This is a genomic window from Arsukibacterium ikkense (genome assembly GCF_000987775.1).
In the GTDB taxonomy this organism is placed as follows: Bacteria; Pseudomonadota; Gammaproteobacteria; order Enterobacterales; family Alteromonadaceae; genus Alishewanella; species Alishewanella ikkense.
Map to the genome: position 1 here is coordinate 160,811 of NZ_LAHO01000002.1, position 24,076 is coordinate 184,886.

The 24,076-nt window shown below is 49.6% G+C and carries 19 protein-coding genes; all 19 read left to right on the plus strand.

The features are described 5' to 3' along the window. Window positions 1-2: 2 nt before the first annotated feature. The 19 genes from WG68_RS02740 to WG68_RS02830 all read left to right on the plus strand — a co-directional run bounded on the left by WG68_RS02740 (window position 3) and on the right by WG68_RS02830 (window position 24,052). Entirely contained in the window at window positions 3-854 is an 852-nt protein-coding gene (locus WG68_RS02740; protein ID WP_046556120.1) for an XrtA system polysaccharide deacetylase, read from the plus strand. Window positions 855-862: 8 nt separating this feature from the next. Further along, complete coding sequence (locus WG68_RS02745; RefSeq protein WP_046556121.1) at window positions 863-1,891, plus strand: FemAB family XrtA/PEP-CTERM system-associated protein; 1,029 nt, start codon at window positions 863-865, stop codon at window positions 1,889-1,891. A 5-nt stretch (window positions 1,892-1,896) separates the two neighbouring features. Further along, window positions 1,897-3,435, plus strand: coding sequence for an exosortase A (gene xrtA, locus WG68_RS02750; RefSeq protein WP_052748944.1), 1,539 nt, complete (start codon window positions 1,897-1,899; stop codon window positions 3,433-3,435). Then, window positions 3,432-4,574: a TIGR03088 family PEP-CTERM/XrtA system glycosyltransferase gene (locus tag WG68_RS02755; protein WP_046556123.1), complete on the plus strand. Its 1,143-nt coding sequence runs from the start codon at window positions 3,432-3,434 to the stop codon at window positions 4,572-4,574. Before xrtA ends, WG68_RS02755 begins: the two co-directional genes overlap by 4 nt. Before the next feature lie 4 nt (window positions 4,575-4,578). Then, entirely contained in the window at window positions 4,579-6,477 is a 1,899-nt protein-coding gene (locus WG68_RS02760; protein ID WP_046556124.1) for an XrtA/PEP-CTERM system amidotransferase, read from the plus strand. A 2-nt stretch (window positions 6,478-6,479) separates the two neighbouring features. Beyond that, the gene (gene asnB / locus WG68_RS02765) at window positions 6,480-8,399 is read left to right on the plus strand and encodes an asparagine synthase (glutamine-hydrolyzing) (RefSeq protein WP_046556125.1); all 1,920 of its coding nucleotides are present in this window, start codon (window positions 6,480-6,482) and stop codon (window positions 8,397-8,399) included. After that, complete coding sequence (locus WG68_RS02770) at window positions 8,396-9,622, plus strand: TIGR03087 family PEP-CTERM/XrtA system glycosyltransferase (RefSeq protein WP_046556126.1); 1,227 nt, start codon at window positions 8,396-8,398, stop codon at window positions 9,620-9,622. Before asnB ends, WG68_RS02770 begins: the two co-directional genes overlap by 4 nt. Then, entirely contained in the window at window positions 9,619-10,935 is a 1,317-nt protein-coding gene (locus WG68_RS02775) for a nucleotide sugar dehydrogenase (RefSeq protein ID WP_046556127.1), read from the plus strand. Before WG68_RS02770 ends, WG68_RS02775 begins: the two co-directional genes overlap by 4 nt. Next, entirely contained in the window at window positions 10,932-11,918 is a 987-nt protein-coding gene (locus WG68_RS02780; protein ID WP_152663013.1) for a hypothetical protein, read from the plus strand. The genes WG68_RS02775 and WG68_RS02780 overlap by 4 nt, the downstream gene beginning before the upstream one ends. Before the next feature lies 1 nt (window position 11,919). After that, window positions 11,920-13,143: a TIGR04063 family PEP-CTERM/XrtA system glycosyltransferase gene (locus tag WG68_RS02785; protein WP_046556129.1), complete on the plus strand. Its 1,224-nt coding sequence runs from the start codon at window positions 11,920-11,922 to the stop codon at window positions 13,141-13,143. Beyond that, entirely contained in the window at window positions 13,130-14,236 is a 1,107-nt protein-coding gene (locus WG68_RS02790; protein WP_152663014.1) for a glycosyltransferase family 4 protein, read from the plus strand. Before WG68_RS02785 ends, WG68_RS02790 begins: the two co-directional genes overlap by 14 nt. Further along, complete coding sequence (locus WG68_RS02795) at window positions 14,229-15,572, plus strand: putative O-glycosylation ligase, exosortase A system-associated (RefSeq protein ID WP_046556130.1); 1,344 nt, start codon at window positions 14,229-14,231, stop codon at window positions 15,570-15,572. Before WG68_RS02790 ends, WG68_RS02795 begins: the two co-directional genes overlap by 8 nt. Further along, on the plus strand, window positions 15,565-16,917 hold the full coding sequence (locus tag WG68_RS02800; protein ID WP_046556131.1) for a phenylacetate--CoA ligase family protein: 1,353 nt from the start codon (window positions 15,565-15,567) through the stop codon (window positions 16,915-16,917). The genes WG68_RS02795 and WG68_RS02800 overlap by 8 nt, the downstream gene beginning before the upstream one ends. Then, window positions 16,892-18,337: a polysaccharide lyase gene (locus WG68_RS02805; protein ID WP_152663015.1), complete on the plus strand. Its 1,446-nt coding sequence runs from the start codon at window positions 16,892-16,894 to the stop codon at window positions 18,335-18,337. Before WG68_RS02800 ends, WG68_RS02805 begins: the two co-directional genes overlap by 26 nt. A gap of 107 nt (window positions 18,338-18,444) precedes the next feature. After that, window positions 18,445-19,980, plus strand: coding sequence for a lipopolysaccharide biosynthesis protein (locus WG68_RS02810; protein WP_046556133.1), 1,536 nt, complete (start codon window positions 18,445-18,447; stop codon window positions 19,978-19,980). Beyond that, a complete protein-coding gene (locus WG68_RS02815; RefSeq protein WP_046556134.1) occupies window positions 19,977-20,885 on the plus strand; it encodes a hypothetical protein in 909 nt (302 codons plus the stop codon). The genes WG68_RS02810 and WG68_RS02815 overlap by 4 nt, the downstream gene beginning before the upstream one ends. Continuing rightward, on the plus strand, window positions 20,882-21,895 hold the full coding sequence (locus tag WG68_RS02820) for a polysaccharide deacetylase family protein (RefSeq protein ID WP_046556135.1): 1,014 nt from the start codon (window positions 20,882-20,884) through the stop codon (window positions 21,893-21,895). The genes WG68_RS02815 and WG68_RS02820 overlap by 4 nt, the downstream gene beginning before the upstream one ends. A gap of 38 nt (window positions 21,896-21,933) precedes the next feature. After that, entirely contained in the window at window positions 21,934-22,983 is a 1,050-nt protein-coding gene (locus WG68_RS02825; protein WP_161796344.1) for a sugar-transfer associated ATP-grasp domain-containing protein, read from the plus strand. Next, window positions 22,976-24,052 carry a sugar-transfer associated ATP-grasp domain-containing protein gene (locus WG68_RS02830; RefSeq protein WP_046556137.1) on the plus strand — a complete coding sequence of 359 codons (1,077 nt, stop codon included), beginning with the start codon at window positions 22,976-22,978 and terminating at the stop codon, window positions 24,050-24,052. Before WG68_RS02825 ends, WG68_RS02830 begins: the two co-directional genes overlap by 8 nt. The last annotated feature ends 24 nt before the right edge of the window (window positions 24,053-24,076 follow it).

Below are 24,076 nucleotides of genomic sequence, written 5' to 3' on the forward strand. Positions count from 1 at the left end.
TAATGGACAACCGTAGTACTGTATTCAGTGCCCTCACTGTAGATGTTGAAGATTATTTCCATGTTGCGGCGTTTGAGCGGAATATTGCAGCAGCTGACTGGGATAAAATGCCCGTCAGGGTAGAAAAGAATACTAACCAACTGCTTGATTTATTCGATACCCACCAGGCAAAAGCGACTTTTTTTATGTTGGGATGGGTCGCTGAACGTTTCCCTGAGCTGGTAAGAGAGATCCACCGGCGTGGCCATGAAGTGGCCAGTCATGGTTACAATCATGCTAAAGCCACCAGTCAAAGCCCTGATGATTTCTTGCAGGATGTCAGCCGGGCAAAAAGCCTGCTGGAAGATATCGCCGGTACAGCCGTTACCGGTTATCGGGCGCCCAGCTTCTCTATTGGCAAACAGAATGAATGGGCTTTTTCGGCATTAAAACAAGCGGGTTATCAATATAGCTCCAGCACTTATCCGGTTAAGCACGATTTGTACGGCACCCCTGATTGGCCACAACAGCCCTATTTGCGCAGTGAGGGTATCTGGGAATGCCCCATGCCTGTCCTTACCATGCTTGGCCGACAACTGCCGATTGCCGGCGGCGGCTACTTTCGGTTACTGCCCTACTGGTTAACCCGGCGCCTGATCAGCCGCTATGTCAGCCAGAAAGACATACCTTACATGTTTTATTGTCATCCCTGGGAAATCGATCCCGAACAGCCACGAATAGCAGATGCCCCGCTAAAATCACGCTTTCGGCACTATGTTAATTTAGGCAAAATGGAAGCCAAAATCGGATGTTTACTGCAAGACTTTAACTGGCGTTCAGTAAGCCAGGTGTACCAGCCTTATTTTAACCGCTAAGGACTAGCATGTATCAGGTATCAAGCCTAGCGCTGGATGATAAGCGCAATGCAGAATGGGATAATTTTGTTAAAAGCAGTCCGGATGGCAGCTTTTTTCATTTAGCTGGCTGGCAACATGTACTCGCCGATCTTGGCCATCAGGGTTTCTACCTTTACGCCACCGCAGAGCAAGAAATTGTCGGTGTGTTACCACTGGCCAGAGTCAAAAGCCGGTTGTTTGGTGATGCCCTGGTCTCTACCCCATTTTGTGTTTATGGCGGCGCTTTAGGTAGCGATGAGGTCAAGCGCCATCTGGAACAAAGTGCTATTACCCTGGCAGCGGAGTTAGCAGTAGATTACCTGGAACTACGTTACCAACATCCACAGCATAATCAGCTGACCACCCGAATTCAGCACGCCACTTTCCAATGTCCGCTGGCAGAAGATGATGCCGCTATTCTGGCTAATGTAAAAAAGAAACAACGTGCTGTTATCAGGCAGTCGCTCAATCAGCAACTTAGCTACACTCTGGATAGCGCTATCGACGATTTCTATAAAACCTACTCTGAAAGTGTCCGCAACTTAGGCACGCCAGTGTTCAGTAAATCGTATTTCCAAACATTGCAGACTGTTTTTGGCAACAAAACCGAAATCCTGACGGTACGCAAAGACGGCAAGCCCGTCTCCAGTGTGCTGAGTTTTTATTTCAAAGATCAAGTACTACCCTACTACGGTGGCGGCATTAGCCAGGCACGCGAGTTGAAAAGTAACGACTTTATGTATTATCAGCTGATGTGCCATGCCCGGGCAGACAAAGGCTGTAACAGTTACGATTTTGGCAGAAGCAAACTTGAGTCCGGCGCCTATAGCTATAAAAAGCACTGGGGTATGGTCGCGGTAGACCTGCCTTATCAGTATCAGTTAATCAATGCCAGCGCCTTGCCTAATTTAAGCCCGAACAACCCTAAATATCAGTTATTTATTAAGTTATGGCAAAAATTGCCGCTTGGTGTCAGCCAGTGGCTGGGGCCTAAGATTTCACGGTATCTGGGATGAGTATTATGGCTGATTTTAAATTACCAGCATTGCGCCATAACACCCGGCCCTATCTGCTGTCACTGGCCGCCTTACTGCTGGTCTGGTTGCTGGCCTTTGCCGACACACTGCATTCGATGCTCACCATCTGGCTACGCTCCGATACCTATGCTCATGGCGTGTTAATTTTGCCAATCAGCCTTTTTCTGATTTGGCGTAAACGCCAGCACATCCGGCAAACACCGTTAAGCCCTGGTTATCTGGCCTTGCCATTGCTGTTTGGTTTGGTATTAACCTGGTATTTTGCATATGCCGTTGCCGTTAATGTGGTAAGCCAGCTGGCTGTGGTACTTATGTTACCGCTAATAGTCTGGCTAAGCTGCGGCTGGCAGTTAGTCAAACTGTTGCGTTTCCCGCTGCTATATCTGCTTTTTGCCGTACCCATGGGCGAGAATCTGGTACCCTGGCTGCAGAATATCACCGCTGATATCACGGTATTCGCATTACAACTTAGCCAGATCCCGGTGTACCGGGACGGCTTATACTTAAGCACACCAACCGGCTTGTTCCTGGTGGCGGAAGCCTGCTCTGGCATTCGTTATTTAATCGCCTCTGTCGCACTTGGTACCTTGTACGCCTATCTCACTTATACCAGCAGAGTTAAACAAGCCATTTTTTGTCTCGCCGCCATCATAGTTCCCATTTTAGCCAATGGTTTGCGTGCTTATGGCATTGTACTGATCGCCTCGCTAACCGACATGAAACATGCGGTCGGGGTTGACCACTTAATTTACGGCTGGCTGTTTTTTGGTTTTATCATCTTTATTATGTTTTACGTTGGCAGTTTTTTTGCCGATAAGCAGCCACCTGCCAATGCGCCAGGTATAGCTGAAAAACATAATAACGTTGCGCCGGGAACGGCCAGTGCAATTGGCGGGGTGACCATAATGTTGTTGCCACTGCTGATTAATCTGTTATTGCCGCCGTTGGCTCAGCAACCTTATTACAACCTGGTCAAGCTTGAACAAAGCCTCAGCCCGGCGAATGCCAACTCTGCTTTACCCCAGTTTACTGACAGTTCGGCACAGCTGGCGGGGCTGTGGCAGGCCAACCAGGTTGATATTTTGTTCTACAGTGCTTTTTATCAGCATATCGATGACAAAAAGCTGGTGAGCTGGCACAACCAACCTTACCAGTCTGCAATGTGGACAGCCGCAAACACACAACGCCGGCAATTCGAGCTCAGTGCTAACCGATTTTCGCTGCAAGAGGTCGATTTACGGGCTGTGAATGGCCAGAAAAGATTGTTGTGGTACTGGTATGGCAGTGGTGAGTATTGGTCAGCCAACCCTTACCTGATTACCGCTTTGCAAGCCCTGGGCAAAGTGTTTCATTTTAACCAGCATGGCAGCTTTTATGCGCTTACTGTGTATTACGATGACGATATTGAGCAAGCCCGCAGCCTGCTAAATGATGCGTTAAGTCAGCATTATAAGCTTATTGTTTCAGCCAATTCTGCAGCTCAGGCTGAACTTAGTCTGGCCAACCGGAGCCCGGAACCATGACGGTGCATATCTGTCATCTGCTCTGGAGCTTTCGCACCGGCGGCCTGGAAAATGGCGTGGTAAACCTGATCAATCAACTTAACCCTGCTGAATTTCGGCATAGTATTATTTGCCTGACCGATTATGACCCGGCATTTTTCGCCCGGATCACCCGGGCTGATGTGCAAATTTTCAGCCTGCATAAGCGCGCCGGCCAGGATTTAGGCTCGTTTAAACGCTGTTATCAATTGCTACGCCAGTTAAAACCAGATGTTTGCCACAGCCGTAATCTGGCCGCTATGGAATATCAGCTGGTCGCCCTGCTCGCCCGGGTGCCGCGCCGGCTTCACGGCGAGCATGGCTGGGATCTGACCGATCTGGCAGGTCAGAATAAAAAGTATGTGTTGCTAAAGCAACTTTACAGACCGATCATTCAACACTACATCTGCCTGTCGCTGGAAGGCCAGCGCTACTTACAGCAAACGGTTGGGGTGCCGGCAAAGCGCTTATCGGTTATCTGCAATGGCGTGGACACTGAGCGATTCAGTCCTGCCAGCAGGGTACAAAGTAACCTGCCCGCCAGCCTGACAGCAGGCGACAGAGTTATTTTTGGTACCGTTGGCCGGCTTGCCGATGTGAAAAATCAACAGTTGCTGGTTGACGCTTATATTGCGCTGTGCCAGCAGAGCTCTGACTTTCTTAACAATACCGCATTGGTTATTATCGGTGACGGCCAAAAACGACCGCATTTACAACAACAACTTAGCGTCGCGGGGCTTGCTGCACAATGCTGGCTGCCGGGCGATCGCAGTGACATCGCCAGCATTTTGCCTGGCTTTTCAGTATTTGTGCTGCCATCGCTGGCCGAAGGTATTTCCAATACCATTCTTGAAGCCATGGCTTGCGGCCTGCCGGTTATTGCCAGTGAAGTGGGTGGAAACCCCGAGCTGGTGCAGCCAGAACATACCGGCTGGTTATTTCCCAGCGGTGATAAACCACAATTAATGCAGTTGTTACAGCACTGCCAGCAAACGGCTGCTGAGCTACCGCAAATCGGTCGTAATGCCAGAACGGCAGCAGAACAGCAATTTAGTCTTGATAGCATGGTGGCCGCTTACCGGCGCCAGTATCTTGCCGGAATCAGACAACAGGAAGGTTGAACGAATGTGCGGTATCGCCGGAATATTACAGCTTAATAATAGCAATCAGGTAAATCAGAACGTGTTAAAAACCATGAACACGTTGCAGTCTCATCGTGGCCCGGATGATGATGGTTATCATTTTGAGCCCGGTGTTGGCCTGGCACATCGGCGGCTGTCTATTATCGATATTGCGGGCAGTCATCAACCCTTATTTAATGAAACCGGCGAGGTAGCCGTAGTTTTTAATGGTGAAATTTATAATTTTGCTGAACTGACCACCGAACTCAAAGCCCGTGGCCACATTTTCTCTACCCATGGTGATACTGAAACCATAGTGCACGCCTGGGAAGAATGGGGGGTTGATTGTGTTCAGCACTTTCGGGGCATGTTTGCCTTCGCCATCTGGGACAGAACCAAACAACAGCTGTTCCTGGCCCGCGACAGAATGGGCATTAAGCCGCTGTTTTACAGTTTATTACCCAGCGGTGAATTGCTGTTTGGTTCAGAACTAAAGGTGTTAACAGCACACCCTGATTTTGATAAAAGCCTTTACTACCATGGTATTGAAGACTATTTCACCTTTGGCTACATTCCGGAACCTCACACTATTTATGCCAATGCTTTTAAAGTAAACCCGGGCCATTACCTGTTACTGGATAAAACCAAAGCTACAACGCTGCAGCAAACCCAGTACTGGGATATTGACTTTAGTCAGGCGGTCCTGACTGAGCAGCAAGTCAAATCAGAATTACTGGAACGCTTAAAAGAAGCGGTTGATATCAGGCTGATCGCCGAAGTACCGCTCGGCGCCTTTTTATCTGGCGGGGTCGACTCCAGCGCTATCGTGGCCTTAATGGCACAACTGCAACAAGACAAAGCCGTTAACACCTGCTCTATTGGTTTTGATGATAAACAATTCGATGAAAGTGATTACGCCAACCAGGTTGCGAACCAATACCAGACTAATCACCGCACCGGCATGGTTGATCGCAATGATTTTTCGTTAATTGATAAGTTAGCAGCGCTGTACGATGAACCCTATGCTGACAGCTCCGCCATGCCCACCTACCGCGTATGCGAGCTGGCCAGAAAACACGTAACGGTTGCCTTGTCAGGCGATGGTGGTGACGAGCTGTTTGGCGGCTACCGGCGTTATCGCTATCAGTTACATGAAGAAAAAATGCGCGGCATTATGCCGCAGGCCATCAGACAACCGCTGTTTGGTACCCTCGGTAAAGTTTATCCTAAGCTCGACTGGGCGCCCCGCTTTGTGCGGGCCAAAACCACCTTTCAGTCATTGGCAATGAATGCGGTATCAGGCTACTGTAATACTGTGTCTATTATGCGCTCAGATGCCAGAGCAGCGCTGTTTTCGCCGCAGTTAAAACAAAAACTGGGCGGCTACCAGTCGGTGGAAGTATTTAAACGCCACGCTGCCAAGGCGAATACTGACGATCCGTTGAAACTGGTGCAATATCTTGATATGAAAACCTATCTGGTGGGTGACATTTTAACCAAGGTTGACCGGGCCAGCATGGCGCATTCGCTGGAAGTCCGGGTACCCCTGTTAGACCATAAGTATGTGGAATGGGCCAGCCGGGTGCCCTCCTCGATGAACATCAGCGGTAACGAGGGCAAAGCGGCCTTCAAACAAGCGCTGCAGCCACATTTACCGCATGACATTTTGTACCGCAAAAAAATGGGCTTTGCCATACCACTGGCCAGCTGGTTTCGGGGCCCGTTAAAGCAAACCCTGCAACAGGCGTTAAATTCAGAAGCACTGGCAGACTCAGGTTTGTTTAACCAGAATTATATTCAGCAATTGTATCAGCAGCATATCAGCGGTAAACGCGACCATAGCTCAGCGCTATGGACCTTGCTGATGTTCTCTCAGTTTTATCGCCAGCAGTTGGGGCAATAATTATGTGTGGCATTCATGGCGTTGTAGCGTTAAAGCGGCCCCGGCAATTTCCGGCCCACTGGCTGGACTTAATGGGTGATATTACCGCCCATCGGGGCCCTGACGATAGTGGCACTTTTCTGGCGAACAACGTTGCGCTGGGTATGCGCCGCTTATCCGTTATAGATTTAGCGGGCGGCCAGCAACCCATCAGCAATGACGATGGCAGCCTGGTACTGGTTTGCAACGGTGAGATCTATAACTACCGCGAACTGCGGGCACAGCTGGCAGACAGCTATCAGTTTAAAACCCAGTCAGATGTTGAAGTGATCCTGGCGCTGTATCAACAATATGGTGTCGACTGCCTGGCACATTTAAACGGTATGTTTGCCTTTGCCTTATGGGATAACAACCGCCAGCAACTGTTGTTAGCCCGGGATCGGCTGGGCATCAAGCCGCTGTATTTGTGTCAGCACGATGGCTTTCTGGCCTTTTCAACCGAAAGCAAAGCCATTCTGGCGTTACCAGGCATCGAGGCCGAAGTGTGTCCACAAGCCCTGGAGCAGTATTTGCAGCTGGGCTATGTACCTGCGCCCTACTCGATGTTTAAAGGTATTCAAAAGCTGGAAGTGGCCAGTTACATCTTAGTCAGTGAGCAGGGAATGGCGCAACAGCAGTACTGGCAGCCTGACTTTAACCAAACCGAACAACTCACAGAGCAAAGCTGGACCCGGAAAATCCGCACCCAGCTGGAAAGCTCGGTGGCCATGCAGATGGTCAGTGATGTGCCTATTGGCGCCTTTTTATCAGGCGGCGTTGACTCCAGCGCAGTAGTTGCCCTGATGTCGAAACACAGCAAAGGTCCGGTGCAAACCTATGCCATTGGTTTTGATACCGGCGATGCCGGCAACTTCTATAATGAACTGCCCTATGCCCGGGCAGTAGCCGAACAATTTGGCACCGAACACCGGGAAATCCTGGTAAAACCCGATGTGGTCAGCCTGCTACCAAAGCTACTCTGGCATATGGATGAACCCATCGCCGACAGCGCCTTTATAACCACTTATCTGGTCTCAGAATTCGCCCATAAAGAAGTTACGGTGATTCTATCCGGCGTCGGCGGCGATGAGCTGTTTGGCGGCTATCGTCGCTATCTGGGCGAACACTACCTGCAAAAATACCGGCGGCTGCCCGCCTGGCTGCGCCAGAAATTGTTGCTGCCGCTGGCTGGCAAGCTGCCAAGCGACCGCCACTCGCCTTTGCTTAACACCTTAAGGCTGACCAAAGCCTTTATTCAGTCGGCAGAGCTGGACGATGCTGAACGTTATCAGCGCTATATGCAGGTGTTCAGTCAGCAACAAACCGAACAGTTGCTTAGCTGTGACAAACCAATCAGCATCATTAAGCAGCACTACCAGTTCAGTAAAGCCAGTCAGGGACTGTGGCGCATGTTTGATACCGACCGGCAAAGCCAGTTACCGGATGATTTATTGCTGCTGACCGATAAGATGACCATGGCAACCTCGCTGGAGTGCCGGGTGCCATTTCTGGATCACCAGCTGGTTGAGCTGGCGGTGAAAATACCGCAAAGTCTCACCATGAAAAAAGGTCGCTTAAAGCACCTGTTAAAAGAGTCACTCAGCGATATTCTGCCCGCCAGCATTCTGGATCGGCCCAAACGTGGCTTTGGCGCGCCGCTAGGTGCCTGGCTAAAACAGGAATTGGCCGGCATGTTGCGGTTATTTGTCAATCGTGAAACGATTGAAAGCCGTGGTTTGCTGAACTGGCCACTGATTGAGCAAACCCTTAGTCAGCATTTCAGCCAGCAGGAAGATCATACCGATCATCTGTTGGCCCTTATGAATTTGGAGATCTGGTGCCGTTTGTATTTAGATAAACAAAGCGCCGAACACATTTCAGAGACAATCAGGATGTCGTTATGAAAATTTTATATGTCTGTCACCGCTTCCCTTTTCCACCGAAACGTGGCGGTAAAATCCGGCCTTTTAATATGATCCGCCATTTTACTGAGCAGGGTCATCAGGTGTTTGTTACCTCATTGGCGCGCAGCCCGGCAGAAGCGGCAGATGGCGAAGGTATCAGCCAATATTGTCATCACTACTACGCTGCCGTGGTAAAAGAACCGGTGCAGTTCGCCCGGATGATCCTGCGTTTGCCATTAATTACCCCGTCATCTATGGGCTATTTTTACAGTCGGGATTTGCATAACCATATTCAGGCATTATTAGCAGAGCATAAGTTTGATTTAATTTTTGTGCATTGTTCATCCGTAGCCCAGTACGTCAGCCAGGTTACCGATATCCCTAAGCTGCTTGATTTCGGCGATATGGATTCGCAAAAGTGGTTGGCCTACCGGGCGTTTAAGCCTTTCCCGCTGAGTTTAGGCTACTACCTGGAAGGCCAGAAAATGCTGCTGGCCGAAAAGCGCCTGGCCCGTAAGTTCGACTTATGCAGTTGCACCACCAAAGCAGAGCTGGCGACATTACAAAGCTATCAAACCCGGGTACCTACCGCCTGGTTTCCGAACGGCGTTGACACGGACTACTTCACCCCGGGTAACGCCGACTATGAGCACCATAGTATTTCCTTTATCGGCCGGATGGATTACTACCCTAATCAGGAAGCCATGCTGCAGTTTTGCCGGCAAACGCTGCCGTTAATCCGTGAGCAAATTCCGGATGTTAAACTGTATATAGTTGGGGCAGAGCCCAGTGCCGCTATCCGGGCACTGGCAAATTTGCCCGGCGTTATCGTTACCGGCTCGGTTGCCGATGTAAGGCCTTATATTATTAATACCGCGGCAATGGTCGCCCCGCTGAATATTGCCAGAGGTACCCAGAACAAAATTCTGGAAGCTCTGGCCATGGGGGTGCCCGTAGTCAGCAGCAGCCAGGCCGCTGGCGGTATAGATGCGGTAGTCAATCAACATTTTTTAATTGCCGATACACCGGCAGAATACGCCGCTGCGCTGGTAAAACTGATGCGTAATCCGGGTTACCGCCAGCAATTGGCTGAAGCGGGCCGGCAACGGATGCTGACGCATCATCAATGGCATTTATCAATGCAACAATTAGACAGCATCGTGCAACAATGTATAAACTTGCATCGGGAAAAGCAGCTGACACAAAGGGAAGTGCAAATATGAATATCAGTATTTTTGGTCTGGGTTATGTCGGAGCCGTGTCACTCGCCTGTCTGGCCCGCGACGGTAATAATGTTATCGGCGTCGATATCGATCCGGTTAAACTCGAATTGATTAAAAGTGGTCAATCGCCGGTGATTGAAGAAGGCATGCCGGAATTAATGGCCGCAATGGCCGCCAGCGGCAAGGTTAGCGTTTCTCAGGATGTGCAGCACGCTATTGATAACAGCGAAGTGTCTTTTATCTGTGTTGGCACACCATCTCAGGCTAATGGCAGCCAGGATCAAACCGCGGTGCTGCGCCTGGCAGAGCAGCTTGGTAAGGCGCTGGCAAGCAAAAGCAGCCACCATACCATAGTGTTTCGCTCCACCCTGTTGCCAGGTACAGTTGAAGGCAGCTTAAAAAGCTTACTGGAACAACATTCTGGTAAAGTCGATGGCCGTGACTTTGATATTTGTTTTCAGCCTGAGTTTCTGCGTGAAGGCAGCTCGATTAAAGATTACGACAACCCGCCTTTTACTATTGTCGGAGCCAACAGCGAAACCGCGCATGTGCAAATGCAGCGGCTGTTTGGCCATTTACCTGGCCAGTACCACCGGACTGATGTAAAAACGGCAGAAACGGTAAAATATTTTTGTAATATCTTTCATGCACTAAAAATTACCTTTGCCAACGAAGTCGCCCGTTTGTGCGAAGGCCTTACCGTTGACCCGTTTAAAGTGATGGATTTAATTTGCGCCGATAAACAGCTGAATATATCGCCTGCCTACTTAAAACCAGGCTTCGCCTTTGGAGGCTCCTGTTTACCGAAAGATTTAAGAGCCATGCAGTATGTGGCCAAACAAGCCGATATTGAGATCCCGATGTTATCGCAAGTGTTGTCCTCTAATCAGGTGCATTTACAGCAAGCCTGTAAAAAAATCCTGGCGCTGGGCTCACGGCATATCGGCATGGTTGGCTTAAGTTTTAAATCAGGTACTGATGATCTGCGCGAAAGCCCGCTGGTCGATTTAGCCGAATACCTGATTGGCAAAGGCATGCAGCTGAGCATTTTTGACCCTGAAGTGAACCTGTCACGGCTGCTGGGCGCCAACAAGCGCTTTATTGAAGAATCGATACCGCATATTGGTCAGTTAATGACCAACGATATCGATCAGCTGCTGGCCAGTAACAAAGTAATTGTATTAGGGCTGAACGATAAACATCTGGTCGAGCAGGTGTTAGCTGGCCTGACTGCTGAGCACACCCTGATTGACTTGGTACATTTAAAGCAACGCGCTGATGTACGTGGCAATTACATAGGTTTATGCTGGTGAATCAGTTAGTCGGTTGGCGCAGCTGTGCAGTGCTGCTGGCAATGATGCTATTGCCGGTAGTGTTGTTAGTGGCAAACTTCCACACCGGAACCGAACTGGTGCGGCTGAGAAACGCCATGGTATTTAATGTTATCAGCGCAGAGCAAAGCCAATGGCCCGGCGATCAGTTTCCTGAGTCATTCCGCCAGGAACTGGCACCACTACCACAAGCCATTGCCCGCGTGATAATAAGCCCGGAGCAAGCCGACGAGCCACTGGCGCTAATGCTGCAACAGGCGGCGGTACTGAATCTTGATCAGCGCCGCCGTGGTGGTGCTATTCAGGCCGATGTCAGTACCACTTTGGCGAAAATTCAGCAACAGCAGGGCTATTGTGCCGACTACACTGAAGTGATTAATGTGTTTGGCTATGCGCTTAATATCCCGGTACGGGAGTGGGCCCTGGCCTTTGACGGTTTTGGCGGCCACGGCCATGCCATTAATGAAATCTGGGATCAGCAAGCAAAGCGCTGGATTATGCTGGATGTGTTTAACGGCTTTTATCCGGTAAACCAGCAACAACAGCCGCTGTCGGTATTGGAATTTAAACAGCTGCTAATCGAAGACCAAAGCCAGATCGGGTTGGTCAGATTGTCAGATAAAACCTTTGGTTTTAAAGACGATGCCAGTGCCCTGGCTTACTATCACAATGGCCGGCATCAGTTTTATCTGTGGTGGGCTAACGACAATATCAGTTACGACCAGCAACCGCTGATTAAACTGGCCGCAAAAGTATCGCCGCATCTGGAGCAAATGGTCGCAATCCTGATCGGTCAGTTCCCACAGCTAATGGCCATTGCCGAACCCGATAACCTGCATCTGATAAACAACATGCAGCGGTTAAAAATCATGCTGTGGGCGCTGTTTTTTTATGAGTTAGTACTGTTGCTGATGTTACTGGCAATGTTGATAACGCTTTTAGGTCGGCGACGCGCAAGGATTTAGTATGACGCAACAAGGACAGTTACAGGTATTGCATGTATTCGACCACTCGGTGCCCCTGCACAGTGGTTATGCATTTCGCAGTCTGGCTATTTTACAGCAACAACACAGGTTAGGTATTAGTACCCGCCAGCTTACCAGCAGTAAACATTATTTAGCTGGCCCGGAGCAGGAGCAGGTAGCAGGCTTAATGTTCCAACGAACCCAGCCGGGCTGGTTGGCGAAAATGCCGGTATTAAACCAATTTGATGTTATTCGCCAGTTAACGCAACAACTGACGACTATGGTGCAACAACAACGGCCGGATATTATTCACGCTCATTCACCGTCGCTGAATGCCATAGCTGCAGCCAAAGTGGCCCGGCGCTTTAACATTCCGCTGGTTTATGAAATGCGGGCCTCCTGGGAAGATGCCGCCGTGAGCCATGGTAGCTGCAAAGAAGGCGATTTACGCTATAAAATAGGCCAGTGGCTGGAGAAAAAAGCCCTGCGAAGTGCAGACTACGTGGTCACTATTTGCCAGGGTCTGGCAGATCAGATAGCCCTATGGGGGGTTGCTAAAGATCGGATCAGTGTGGTCGCCAATGCTGTCGATATTACTATGTTTAGTCCGGTAACCGCGAAAGACCCCACACTAGAGCAGAGCCTGAATTTACAGGGTAAAACAGTGCTGGGTTTTCTTGGTTCATTTTACCGCTACGAGGGGCTGCATATTCTGCTGGACGCTTTTGCTCAATTATTACCAACCCACCCGCATCTGCGGCTGCTATTAGTAGGTGGCGGTTTGCAGGAAGCAGCCTTAAAAGCTCAGGCCGACGCCCTTAACATCAGCGCGGCGGTTATGTTTACCGGCCGGGTCGATCACAACACCATCAGCCGCTATTACAGCCTGGTAGACATGTTTATTTACCCGCGCCAGGCCATTCGGCTGACAGAAATGGTCACCCCCTTAAAACCGCTGGAAGCGATGGCGCAACAGGGGTTGGTGGTGGCATCCGATATCGGCGGTCATCGTGAGCTGATCCGCCATAATGACACTGGTGTTTTATTTGCCCCAGATAACCCGTCGCAATTGGCGCTGGTATTGAAGCAGTTGCTGGCGAATCAGAGCGATTGGCCAAGGATCAAGCAAAATGGCCGGAACTTTGTAGCCAAGGAACGCACCTGGCAACATACGGTGGCGGCGATATTACCGGTTTATCAACAGGTGCTTAGTGAGCAGCGCTAACCCGGGTAACACACCGCTGGCCGTGACATTAGTGGGCCCGGTACCACCGCCGGCCGGCGGTATGGCCATGCAAACAGCGCAGTTATTGCATCTTCTGGCCGATGCACCACAGATTAATGCCCGCCTGATAGCGGTCAACCCACCTTACAGCCCGCGGTGGGTGGCCAAGGTGCCAGTGCTGCGGGCGCTATGCCGGTTAGTTCCCTATTTCTGGCAACTGCATCAGGCATTCAGGCAAACGGATGTGGTGCATCTGATGGCGAACTCAGGCTGGGCCTGGCATCTGTTTGCGGCGCCGGCTATCTGGCTGGCATACTGGCATAAGGTGCCCGTTATTGTTAATTACCGCGGCGGCCTGGCCGCCGGCTTTTTACAACGGCAACAACGCTGGGTGTTGCCAACGCTGAATAAAGCCACGGTCATTGTCACGCCCAGTACTTTCTTGCAGAGCGTTTTTCAGCAGTATCAGCTTAACTGCCAGATTATTCCTAATATTGTCGATACCACGATTTTTAATGGCGATCTTAAACCCAGCTTAAGCACAGCGCCGCATCTGGTGGTAACCCGCAATCTGGAAGCCATTTATGATGTTGCCACCGCCATTAAAGCCTTTGCTATTATCAGCAAACAGTTACCTCAGGCCCGAATGAGCATTGCCGGTAGCGGGCCCGAGCATACCGCCCTGCAGCAACTGGTAACAGAGTTGCAGTTGTCAGATAAAGTAATATTTTGCGGTAAGTTAGACCGCAATCAGATGGCCGGGCTGTACACCAGTGCAGACATTATGCTTAATCCCAGCACAGCCGATAATATGCCCAATTCATTGCTGGAAGCTATGGCAGCCCAGGTGCTGGTCGTGTCAACTAACGTTGGCGGTATCCCCTTTATGGTGAAGGACCAACACGACGCCTTGTTGGTGCCGGTAGCAAAACCGGAACAAATGGCTGCAGCAGTAATGAACCTGGTCAGCCAACCAAAACTAGCACAACAGCTGGCTGCTAATGCCCGGCAAAATGTTAATCAGTATCAGCCAGAGCAAGTGCTGCCCAGTTGGTTAGGTTTATATCAGAAATGCGAGCGTGCCAATGCGTGATATTATCCTGTTTATTCTGATTGCCGCTTGCATACCACTGATAATCCGGCGGCCATTTTTTGGTGTACTTGCCTGGTGCTGGATTAGCTATATGGTGCCACATCGGCTCGGCTGGGGCTTTATTCAAACCCTGCCGGTTGCCGCCATTATTGGTTTAGTTTTTCTGGTCAGCTATTTATTCAGTAAAGAGCCGAAACGCATCCCACTTAGCAGCCCTATTATCTTTTTGCTCCTGTTTAATATCTGGATGGTAATTACCTTCATTATGAGTGTCAAAGATCCATATGTGATCTCGCAGTTTGATAAAATAATGAAAATTCAGCTATTTACTTTAGTTATCCTGGCGCTGCTCACCACCCGCCAGCGCATTGAACAAGCATTGTGGGTGGTGGCACTGAGTATTGCTTTTTATGGCGTTAAAGGCGGGCTTTATACCATTCAGACAGCAGGCGGTGGCCGGGTCTGGGGCCCGACCGGCGGCTTCTTTTTTGGCAATAATGAACTGGCATTAACCCTGTTTATTATTCTGCCGATTCTATTTTACTTGCGCCATATCGTACCCGCTAACAAACGCTGGTTAAAATTTGGTTTACTGGCAGCGATGGGTTTGTCGGTACTGGCAGCGCTAGGCACGCAAAGCCGTGGTGGCCTGGTGGCCTGCATCGCAGTTGGCTTTTTTCTCTGGTTAAAAGGCCCGAACAAACTGGCCATTGCCCTGGCCATAATACTGGCTACGCCGGTTATTTATCAGTTTATGCCCGACCGCTGGCATGACCGGATGGCAACCATTATTGAACCGGACCGGGAAAGTTACGACGGTTCAGTGCGGGGACGCTTTAACGCCTGGGAAATGGCCTTTAATATGGCAAAAGACCGGCCCTTTGGTGGCGGCCTGAATGGCTTTAAACGGGAGCACTTTTATTTATATGCGCCTGAACCTGAACGAACCCATGACTCGCATAGCATCTACTTTCAGGTGATGGGCCACCATGGCTTTATTGGCTTTGGTTTATGGCTGGCAATTTACCTCAGCACCTGGCGCAGCGCTAAACGAACCATTAAGCTGACCAATAAACGGGACGATTTAAAATGGGCCGCCTTGCTGGCCAAAATGCTGCAATGCAGTTTAATTGCCTATGCTGCCGGCGGTGCCTTTCTGGGGCTGGCTTACTTCGATTTACCGTATCATCTGGTTATTACGGTAGTGGCCTTGCAGGTTGTGGTTAAAAAGCAACTGGCGGCAGAAAAACAACAACAAACCGATAACCCGCAAAATACAGAAGCAGCGCCTGGCGCGCCGCGCTATAAACCACAGCTAAGAGGCAGCCATGACTAGCCTATACACTACTCTGGTAAGCAAACTGTTATTCCGGTTGCACGAACGGCTGAAAGGCCATAGTACCTATAAAATGCTGGCGCGGCTGGAACAAAGCCAATGGTTAACTGCAGAGCAGATAGCGCAGCTACAACAACAGCGCTTACAGCAGTTTATTGCTGATATCAGCCAGTACTCGCCCTATTATCAGCAGCTGTTTGCAAGCGAAGGGCTCAGCGCCAGCGACATCGCCACGGTTGCCGATTTAGGCAAATTGCCCTTTTTAACCAAACAACTGATCAGCGACCATCAACAAGCACTGTGCAGCCAGCCGCAACAGCAACTGCAGCGATACAATACCGGCGGCTCCAGCGGCATACCACTGATATTTTACATGGGCAAAGATCGGGTCAGCCACGACGTGGCGGCTAAACTGCGGGCCACCCGTTGGTGGGAGGTCGATATTGGCGATCCAGAAGTGGTGCTGTGGGGCTCACCGATTGAGCTGGGCAAGCAAGATCGAATAAAAAAAGTGCGTGACAGTCTGTTTCGTTCATACCTGTTACCGGCATTTGAATTTACACCGGCCCATATTCAGGCGTATCTGCAGCAATTACAGCAACTTAAACCGAGCATGCTGTTTGGCTACCCCTCCGTTATCCATCAGCTGGCGCTGGCAGCAGAAGCCAGGCAACTTGATCTCAGTCAGTTGGCAGTACAAGTGGTGTTTGTGACCTCAGAAATGTTATTTGCGCATCAACGCGAAGTCATTGAACGGGTATTTAATTGTCCGGTAGCTAATGGCTATGGCGCCCGTGATGCTGGCTTTATTGCCCATCAGTGTCCGGCAGGTAGTTTACATATCAGTGCCGAAGATATTATTGTCGAAATTATTGGTGAAGACAATCAGGTGTTGCCGGCCGGCGAAACCGGTGAAATCGTGATAACTCACCTGCAAACCCGGGCCTTTCCGTTTGTGCGCTATCGCACCGGTGATATGGGGCAACTAAGTAGCGAGCCTTGTAAATGTGGCCGGGGCTTGCCAGTGCTGGCCCATGTCAGCGGGCGCACCACCGATTTTATCCTCACCAGCGCCGGTGACAAATTGCATGCGCTGGCCCTGATTTATGTGTTACGCGATTTAAGTGAGATCAGGCAGTTTAAAATTATCCAGCATAGCCTGACTGACGTTGAAGTACAGCTGGTATCTGCCGCGCCCCTTGCTGCCCCATTAGCTGCAGACATTATCAGCCAGTTTCAGCAGCGGCTGGGCACTGATTGCAATATCACACTAAAGCAGCTGGCAGCTATTGCCAGCCTGCCAAATGGAAAACACCGTTATGTTGAATCGAAACTGGCGTATTAAATTAGCCAGCTGGGTCACCCTTTGTCTGCTGCCGTGCAATATGGTTTTGGCGACAGCTTTAGCCACAGAGCAAATTATTGCTATCGACTGGCATGAGGGCGATAAACAATTATCTGGTGCCAGCCGCAACTACAGCTATGCCGCAGCGTACATTAACTGGCCTGACGATCAGATGGGTGCCTGGATAGATAAAAATATGCAGTTTCTCGGTGAGCAGCCCTTTGCCCGGCAACAGATTAGCCGGGCGCACATTGGCAAAACCGTCAACTGGCCGCTAACCGACTTAATCAGCCATATTATCAGTACTGAACACCCGGCCATTGATGTAATATTACACAGCAAGGCCAGCCAGGGCACCAGCCATTTTTACAGCAAAGAAGCCGATAGCAGCAAAGCACCCAGGCTAATGTTGACCACTTCGTTGGGCAACCGTATTACCAGCATCGCCATCATGGACACGTATCTTGATAGCAGTACTTTTCGTTCTTTAGGCCATAGCAAAACCCTTCGAGCAAGTGCCCACAACCTTACCTTGCTGCGTTTTAATAAGCCAAAACTGCTGGCTAATGAATATATTGTCAACGCAGAATTACAGCTTACGCTAAGTAAACAGTTTGGTGCCAGCGACATCGGGGTGTTCTGGCTGGCGCAACCGGCCAGCACGCCAGCCAGACTGGCAGAATTTAAACCAGAGCAAATTATTTTTAATGAAGATTTTGCCAACCGAAACTGGGCCAGCAACTGGAGCAGCCTGGACCGGCGCAGCCGGGTTGAGCGGGTCGCCGCCCCCACCCGGCCAAATAACTATGCCCTTAAAGTGGAATTTAACCCTGAGCAGAACCTGGCGCTGAATCTGGTATTGTTACTAAAATCAGTGCTGGCTGAGGAACCGCAGGCGTTATATTTCCAGTACGATTTATTTCTGGCCGATAACTGGCTGGCCACCAAAGGCGGCGGCAAGTTTCCCGGTTTAGCTGGAACTTATAATAAAGCCGGTTGGGGCGGCCGCTCGGCCGATGGCACTAATGGCTGGTCGGCCCGCGGCCAGTTTGCCGATACAATCAGGAGTGATGATAAATTTAATCACAGTACGCCGCTGGGGTTTTATGCTTATTACCCCGACAATGGCCAGAACCATGGTGCGGTAATGTACTGGCACAGCAGTAATAATCCGATAGTGCCCGGCAAATGGTACCGGATCACCCAGTTTGTTAAGTTGAATACGCCGGGACAGCAGAACGGTATTTTACGGGCCTGGGTTAATCAGCAAGCGGTGTTTGAACGCACTAATATTCGCTTTCGTGATACTACAGATCTGAAAATTGAACGACTATGGCTAAATTTCTATCATGGCGGTACGGCTAAACCGGTGCAGCTAATGGAGCTGTATATTGACAATATTATCCTGGCCACCGAATAATTTTCAGTCAGTTATCTATTACTATGTTAGTGCTGGCAGCTGGCTATTTTGCCACTTTTTTGGTATATAATGCCCTGTATTTTACTTAGATAAATGGATTTGCAGTAATGCCCTCCCCCTCCGGCCAGGATAGCCCAGAGCAGCACAACCAAACTCAGCATAATAAAACTCAGAATAAAGTGTATTCTGGTTCGGTTTTTATGCTAATTACCCGCTTAAGTATTAAATCCATTGGCTTAGTCAGCTCAATTTTTCTGGCACGCTTACTTACGCCGGAAGATTTTGGCGTAGTGGCGATTACTATTGCTATTTACGCCTTTATTGAGCTATTTGGCGCGCTGGCGCTGGGTACAGCGCTAATTCAGCGTAAATCAAATAATCAGGACGACTATAACAGCGCCTGGACCTTTAACGTTATTTTTGGCGTTATTGCCGCCATTAGTCTGGCGTTAATTGCCCCCCTGGTGGCCAACTTTTATCAGGACCCAAGGCTGCAGGATGTGCTGTACGTTATTGCCTTTGTCAGCATTCTGTCTGGCTTTCATAATATCGGCGTTATCGATTTTCAGCGTAATTTGAATTTCCGCAAAGAGTTGCAATTACAGCTGGTGCCCAAAGTCATCAGTTTTGTAGTGACCTTAAGTTTAGCCTTCGCCCTCAGAAACTACTGGGCGCTGGTGTTGGGGGTACTGTGCAATCAGCTGGTGGTGACCCTCTACAGCTATATGATGCACCCCTACCGGCCGCGCATCTGCTTTAAATCCTTTAATAAACTGTTTAAGTTTTCCCGCTGGCTGCTGCTTAATAATCTGGTGTATTTTATCAACGACAAAGTCAGCCAGTTAATGGTAGGCAAGGTGCTGTCTCCTGCGGCGCTTGGTTTTTTGTCGCTAAGTAAAGAAATCGGCCAGCTGCCCACCAGCCATATGGCAGTTCCGATTAATAAAGCCACCTTTCCAATCTATGCCCGTTTTCAGGATAACCCGGTTGAGCTCAGAAAAGCCTATTTAAATACCGCGGCACTGACCGCCAGCCTGACCATCCCCTCCTCTATTGGGATTGCCATGGTGGCGCCGTTACTGGTAGCGGTACTGCTTGGCGGGCAATGGCTAAGTATGGTACCACTGCTGCAGTTGCTGGCTTTGTCTAACATGTTTTTTAGTATTACCTCAAATAACAGTTATGTTTATCTGGCTGCAGGTAAGCCACATATCTCATTCTTTATTAACTTCACCAGGTTAGCGGTATTTTTTGCGCTGTTTATTCCGCTACTGGAATACAACGGATTAATTGGTATTGGCCAGGCCAGGCTGGGCTCAACCCTGCTAATGGTGCTGATAGTGCAGGCGGCAGTGATCCGCTTTTTAAAACTACCGCTGCGCGACCTGTTAACTGCGTTTATCCGGCCCGTTCTGGCCGGTATAATAATGGCGTTAGTATTGTGGGCGGTACAATCGTCAGTCAGCTTAGCCATACCGCTATTGCAGCTATTACTGGAAATGCTAAGCGGCGTGCTCAGCTACAGCCTGGTTACCCTGATTATCTGGCATTTGCAGGGCTACCCGGAAGGCTTTGAGCACAATATCTTCAGCCGGCTAAATATTAAAGGCTTCCCGCCAGCCGCCGGCGGTGCGCCGCAATGACAGCCACACTTAGCACCATTCAGCACTCTGCCAAAGCACAATTAGCGCAAAGCCCTCTGCTGCAAAATAACCTGCCAGCGGGTATTGCGCTGCAACAGTTACTGGCGCAATGCTACCCAGCTACGCCATATCAGCCCTATAACCAACGGCCAGACTTAATAACAAACCTGCAAAAACTACCAACCCAACTGGGTTGTAGTACAAACGACCTGGCCAGGCTGCTAATTTTAAAATTGATAGCAGAATTTTCCATAGCGCGTTTACCCTTGGTGCTAAGCGGTGACATCAGCCAAAACTACCAACGTAGCATACAACGCATTTTTCAGCTTTGGGGCTTCGAATCTGCAGCTGCGCGGCAACAGATTAACGACAAGTTTATAAAGGATATTGGCTTACTGGCCGGCAGCCTGCTACCTTGTGCAGAACGGGTAGTAGAGCCTTACTCCGCCATTCAGCGTTCATTAGTGTATAGCAATGGCGCAGCGCAGGGCTGGCGTTTTATTCGGGCGTTAGTCGCCGCCAGCGGCAATAAACCGCTCTGTCGCTTACATGTGCATTTAGCAGAAATAGACAGCTTAACAGCAACAGGCTGGCGACTAACCTGCCAGCAGCTGGCAGAGCTTTTGTTATTAAACCCACAGCTAAAAGGGGTAGTAGGCGCCAGTTGGTTTTATGATCCTGCGCTTAGCAAGGTAAGCCCTAAACTGGCATTTATCAGCGAATTACTCAGCGAAATACAGGCCAGCTGGTTCTTTTCCCATACCGAAACAGCACAAAGTGGCGCACTGATCCGCTCTTCTAAACGCCAGCAAGCCTTTGCCAACGGCCAGTACCAGCCCAGAAACTATGTTATTTTTATTACCCGAAAGCAGCTGCTTAGCTGGCATAAAAGGCAGATGTTATGATTAAAATGCTGTTGTTATCACTGCTGAAAGCACTTGGCCTGTTTATTCTGGCGCAAAAAATCACCGCCAGACGGCCGCGTATTTTGTGTTATCACGGCATAGCGGTAGATGATGAATATAAGTTTTCGCCTGGGGTGTTTATGCAAAGCGCAACCTTTGACCGGCGCATGGCGCTGGTTAAAAAGTGGGGTTACAGCCCGGTATCGCTGGATGAGCTGTACCAGCAACACCAGGCAGGGCAATATCAAAAAAACACTCTGGTGATAACCATCGACGATGGCTGGGCGGCCATTGAGCAAGGTATGCTGCCCTCCCTGAAAAAATATGGTTTTTGCGCGACCTTATACCTGTCATCTTATTATGTAATTAATCAGCGGCCGGTGTTTAAATTATCTGTCTACTATTTATTCTGGAAGTATAAAGGGCCGTTTACCCTGGCAGATAACAGCTGTTTAAAACCCCACACCACGCTACAGCAGTTAAGTATTAATGACGTATTAAGCCTGGCGGCAGAGCTGGGTTCAGCCTATGAGCAGCCCATTTTGCAAGAGCTGGCAGATTGCTTTGGTGAAGATATTGCCCTGTGGCAACAAAACGGCAAATTGATGTTTCTTAGCGCCGAGCAGGTTACGGCACTGGCAGCACAAGGGCTCAACATTGAGCTGCATACCCACAGACATAAATTTTCTGAACTTAACTTAACCGATGCAGCAAAAGAGCTGGCAGATAATCAACATTACATTTTGCAACTGACTGGCAGAGCAGCCCGGCATTTTTGTTTTCCCCGTGGTGAGTATCAGCCAGAGCAACTGCCCTTACTGACTGCTCAGCAACTAAAAACAGCGACCACCACCGAAAATGAACTGGTTGCCAGACAAAGCCCGCTGCTAACTTTACCCAGACTGGTTGACAACGATAAGGTAAGCGAACTTGAATTTGAAGCTGAGCTTAGTGGCATGATGACCCTGCTGCGGCTGGCCGCCGCCCCCTTTAAGCGAGATAAAAAATGATAGCGCGCTACCTAACAAGGCTGAAAGACACCCTGAGTATGTTAAACAAGGAAGCGCAGCTTGCCGGCATGTCTTTTGCCAAGATGCTGTGGCAAACCAGCTATTTTTGTCTGAAAACCGGGCTCGGGCCACGTTATTTTGTGGTGGCCGGCATGGCCAGGAAAAACTTTGCAGAAGCAGATAAATGGCAGCACATTTCTGCCAGGCAATATTATCAGGCATTGGACATCTTAAACCCGCCGCTTTATCGCAAGCTTACCCAGAGTAAATTATCGGAAAAAGCTTTATACCAGTTGCTGCATATACCAACGGCCGCCATGCTTGGTTATTTCCACCCGCTAACCGGCATTACCGCAGATGGCCGCCCGTTAAGCACTGTGGATGCTCTGACAAATTTATTGCAGCAATGCGCAGGCTCTACTGTCATGCTAAAGCCGTTAGAAGGCTTTGGTGGTGCCGGTGTTATGGCGCTGGCAGTAACTGTCTCAGATGGCGGCTTACAGTTGCTGTCGTTGGGCGAACGCAAGCTATACAGCCCTGCACAGTTGCTCAGTTATTATCAGGGAAAAAATCCTTTGCCGGAATTTATGCTGGAAGCCTATATTCAGCAATCCGCCCAGTTTGCCGGTTTTAACCCATCCAGCTTAAACACGCTAAGGTTATGGGTGCTGGAAACACAACCGGGCATGGCAGAAGTAATTGGCGGTTACTTACGCATTGGCCGTGCCGGCCAGGTGATTGATAACGCCTCAGCAGGTGGCATTATGTGCCCGGTTGATCTTGCAACAGGCGAACTGCAACCCGGTCTGCTGAAAAAAACACCGCATCGGGATGACATTATGCAGCACCCCGACCATGGCGCCCCGCTTGCCGGGGTAACCCTTGAACACTGGCCACAGCTAAAGCAGTTTGCCGAAAAAGTGCTGTTAACCCTGCCGCATACCAGGTTTGCCGGGCTGGACATCACCATGACAGAGCAAGGTCCCATTTTAATTGAATCAAATGTTGCACCCGATAAAGACGGTGCAGCCCATGGCAATATTCCCTCGATTAAACTACAACAAGCGGCAAGGATGCATTATGTTTAGTAATATTCGTCAAGCGATTAAACTTTCTCGGGAGCGGGCCAACGACAGCAACGGCTTGCCTTTTTTCCAGCAAATAAAAGAAATGGTGTTACTTCAAGTTCTGACCGGTTTCGGGCCAGGGAATTATCATAAATATCGGTTATGGCAAAAAGATATGCCCTGGCAGCAAAAGTTAGGGTACTGGCATGATCAGAAATACTACCGCTTCCTGAATAAGGTTAACCCACTTAGCTATCGCATGCTGGCCCGAAACAAGGTGGTCGCCAAAGCGCTGCTCAGTTTTTACAGTATTCCTGATGCTGAGTATCTGGGCTATTTATCAGCTGCAGGCGGTTTTAAAGCTGATGGCTCAACATTAGTTAGCGCTGCAGATTTAACTGAGCTGCTGTTGCAGCGTTCAGATCTGCACAAAATCTGCTTTAAACCTGTTGAGGGTTCAGGCGGTGAAGGTTTTTGTGCGGTAGAGATAGAGCGAACCAATGGCATTTTCTTTCGGGAACTGGGTAAATCAGCCACTTTACCAGTTGCCGACTTTCTCAGCCAGTCGCTCACCGTACACCAGGGCTGTGATTACATTATTGAAAAGTACCTGCAGCAGCACCCTGCTCTGGCAGCGTTTAACCCCAGCAGCTTAAATACCTTAAGGGTGTGGGTTGGTAAAACCGCAACAGGCGCACCCAAGATTATCGCCATCTATTTGCGGGTTGGCCGGGCTGGTAGCCTGGTCGATAACAGACTGTCCGGTGGCTTTGGTGTAGCCATTGACCCAGAAAGCTTCAAAACCACTATAGCTGTGCCACAAGACAGCAGTGGCCAGTGCTTTAACCAGCACCCGGATAGCGGCTATGATATGTCGCAGCGGCAACTGCCTTTTAAAGCAGAAGTTGTGGCCCTGGCAGAAAAAGTAACAAATATTTTACCTAACACCCGCTTCGTTGGTCTGGATATCGCTTTTACTCCCGAGCAACCAGTGATTATTGAATTCAATCTAGCCCCCACTGCCATAGGTGCCTGCGTAATGAATACCAGTCATCAGCAGCTACTTGGCTGGCTGAATAACCCATCGTGAGCCATTAATAACATTCATCTTTCA

Coding starts and splice junctions, on each gene's coding strand:
- WG68_RS02810 (WP_046556133.1), top strand. CDS start 18,445: ATGCCCTCCCCCTCCGGCCAGGATAGCCCAGAGCAGCACAACCAAACT.
- WG68_RS02745 (WP_046556121.1), top strand. CDS start 863: ATGTATCAGGTATCAAGCCTAGCGCTGGATGATAAGCGCAATGCAGAA.
- asnB (WP_046556125.1), top strand. CDS start 6,480: ATGTGTGGCATTCATGGCGTTGTAGCGTTAAAGCGGCCCCGGCAATTT.
- WG68_RS02760 (WP_046556124.1), top strand. CDS start 4,579: ATGTGCGGTATCGCCGGAATATTACAGCTTAATAATAGCAATCAGGTA.
- WG68_RS02830 (WP_046556137.1), top strand. CDS start 22,976: ATGTTTAGTAATATTCGTCAAGCGATTAAACTTTCTCGGGAGCGGGCC.
- WG68_RS02785 (WP_046556129.1), top strand. CDS start 11,920: ATGACGCAACAAGGACAGTTACAGGTATTGCATGTATTCGACCACTCG.
- WG68_RS02795 (WP_046556130.1), top strand. CDS start 14,229: ATGCGTGATATTATCCTGTTTATTCTGATTGCCGCTTGCATACCACTG.
- WG68_RS02755 (WP_046556123.1), top strand. CDS start 3,432: ATGACGGTGCATATCTGTCATCTGCTCTGGAGCTTTCGCACCGGCGGC.
- WG68_RS02825 (WP_161796344.1), top strand. CDS start 21,934: ATGTTAAACAAGGAAGCGCAGCTTGCCGGCATGTCTTTTGCCAAGATG.
- WG68_RS02770 (WP_046556126.1), top strand. CDS start 8,396: ATGAAAATTTTATATGTCTGTCACCGCTTCCCTTTTCCACCGAAACGT.
- WG68_RS02775 (WP_046556127.1), top strand. CDS start 9,619: ATGAATATCAGTATTTTTGGTCTGGGTTATGTCGGAGCCGTGTCACTC.
- WG68_RS02800 (WP_046556131.1), top strand. CDS start 15,565: ATGACTAGCCTATACACTACTCTGGTAAGCAAACTGTTATTCCGGTTG.
- WG68_RS02740 (WP_046556120.1), top strand. CDS start 3: ATGGACAACCGTAGTACTGTATTCAGTGCCCTCACTGTAGATGTTGAA.
- WG68_RS02815 (WP_046556134.1), top strand. CDS start 19,977: ATGACAGCCACACTTAGCACCATTCAGCACTCTGCCAAAGCACAATTA.
- WG68_RS02805 (WP_152663015.1), top strand. CDS start 16,892: ATGTTGAATCGAAACTGGCGTATTAAATTAGCCAGCTGGGTCACCCTT.
- WG68_RS02820 (WP_046556135.1), top strand. CDS start 20,882: ATGATTAAAATGCTGTTGTTATCACTGCTGAAAGCACTTGGCCTGTTT.
- xrtA (WP_052748944.1), top strand. CDS start 1,897: ATGGCTGATTTTAAATTACCAGCATTGCGCCATAACACCCGGCCCTAT.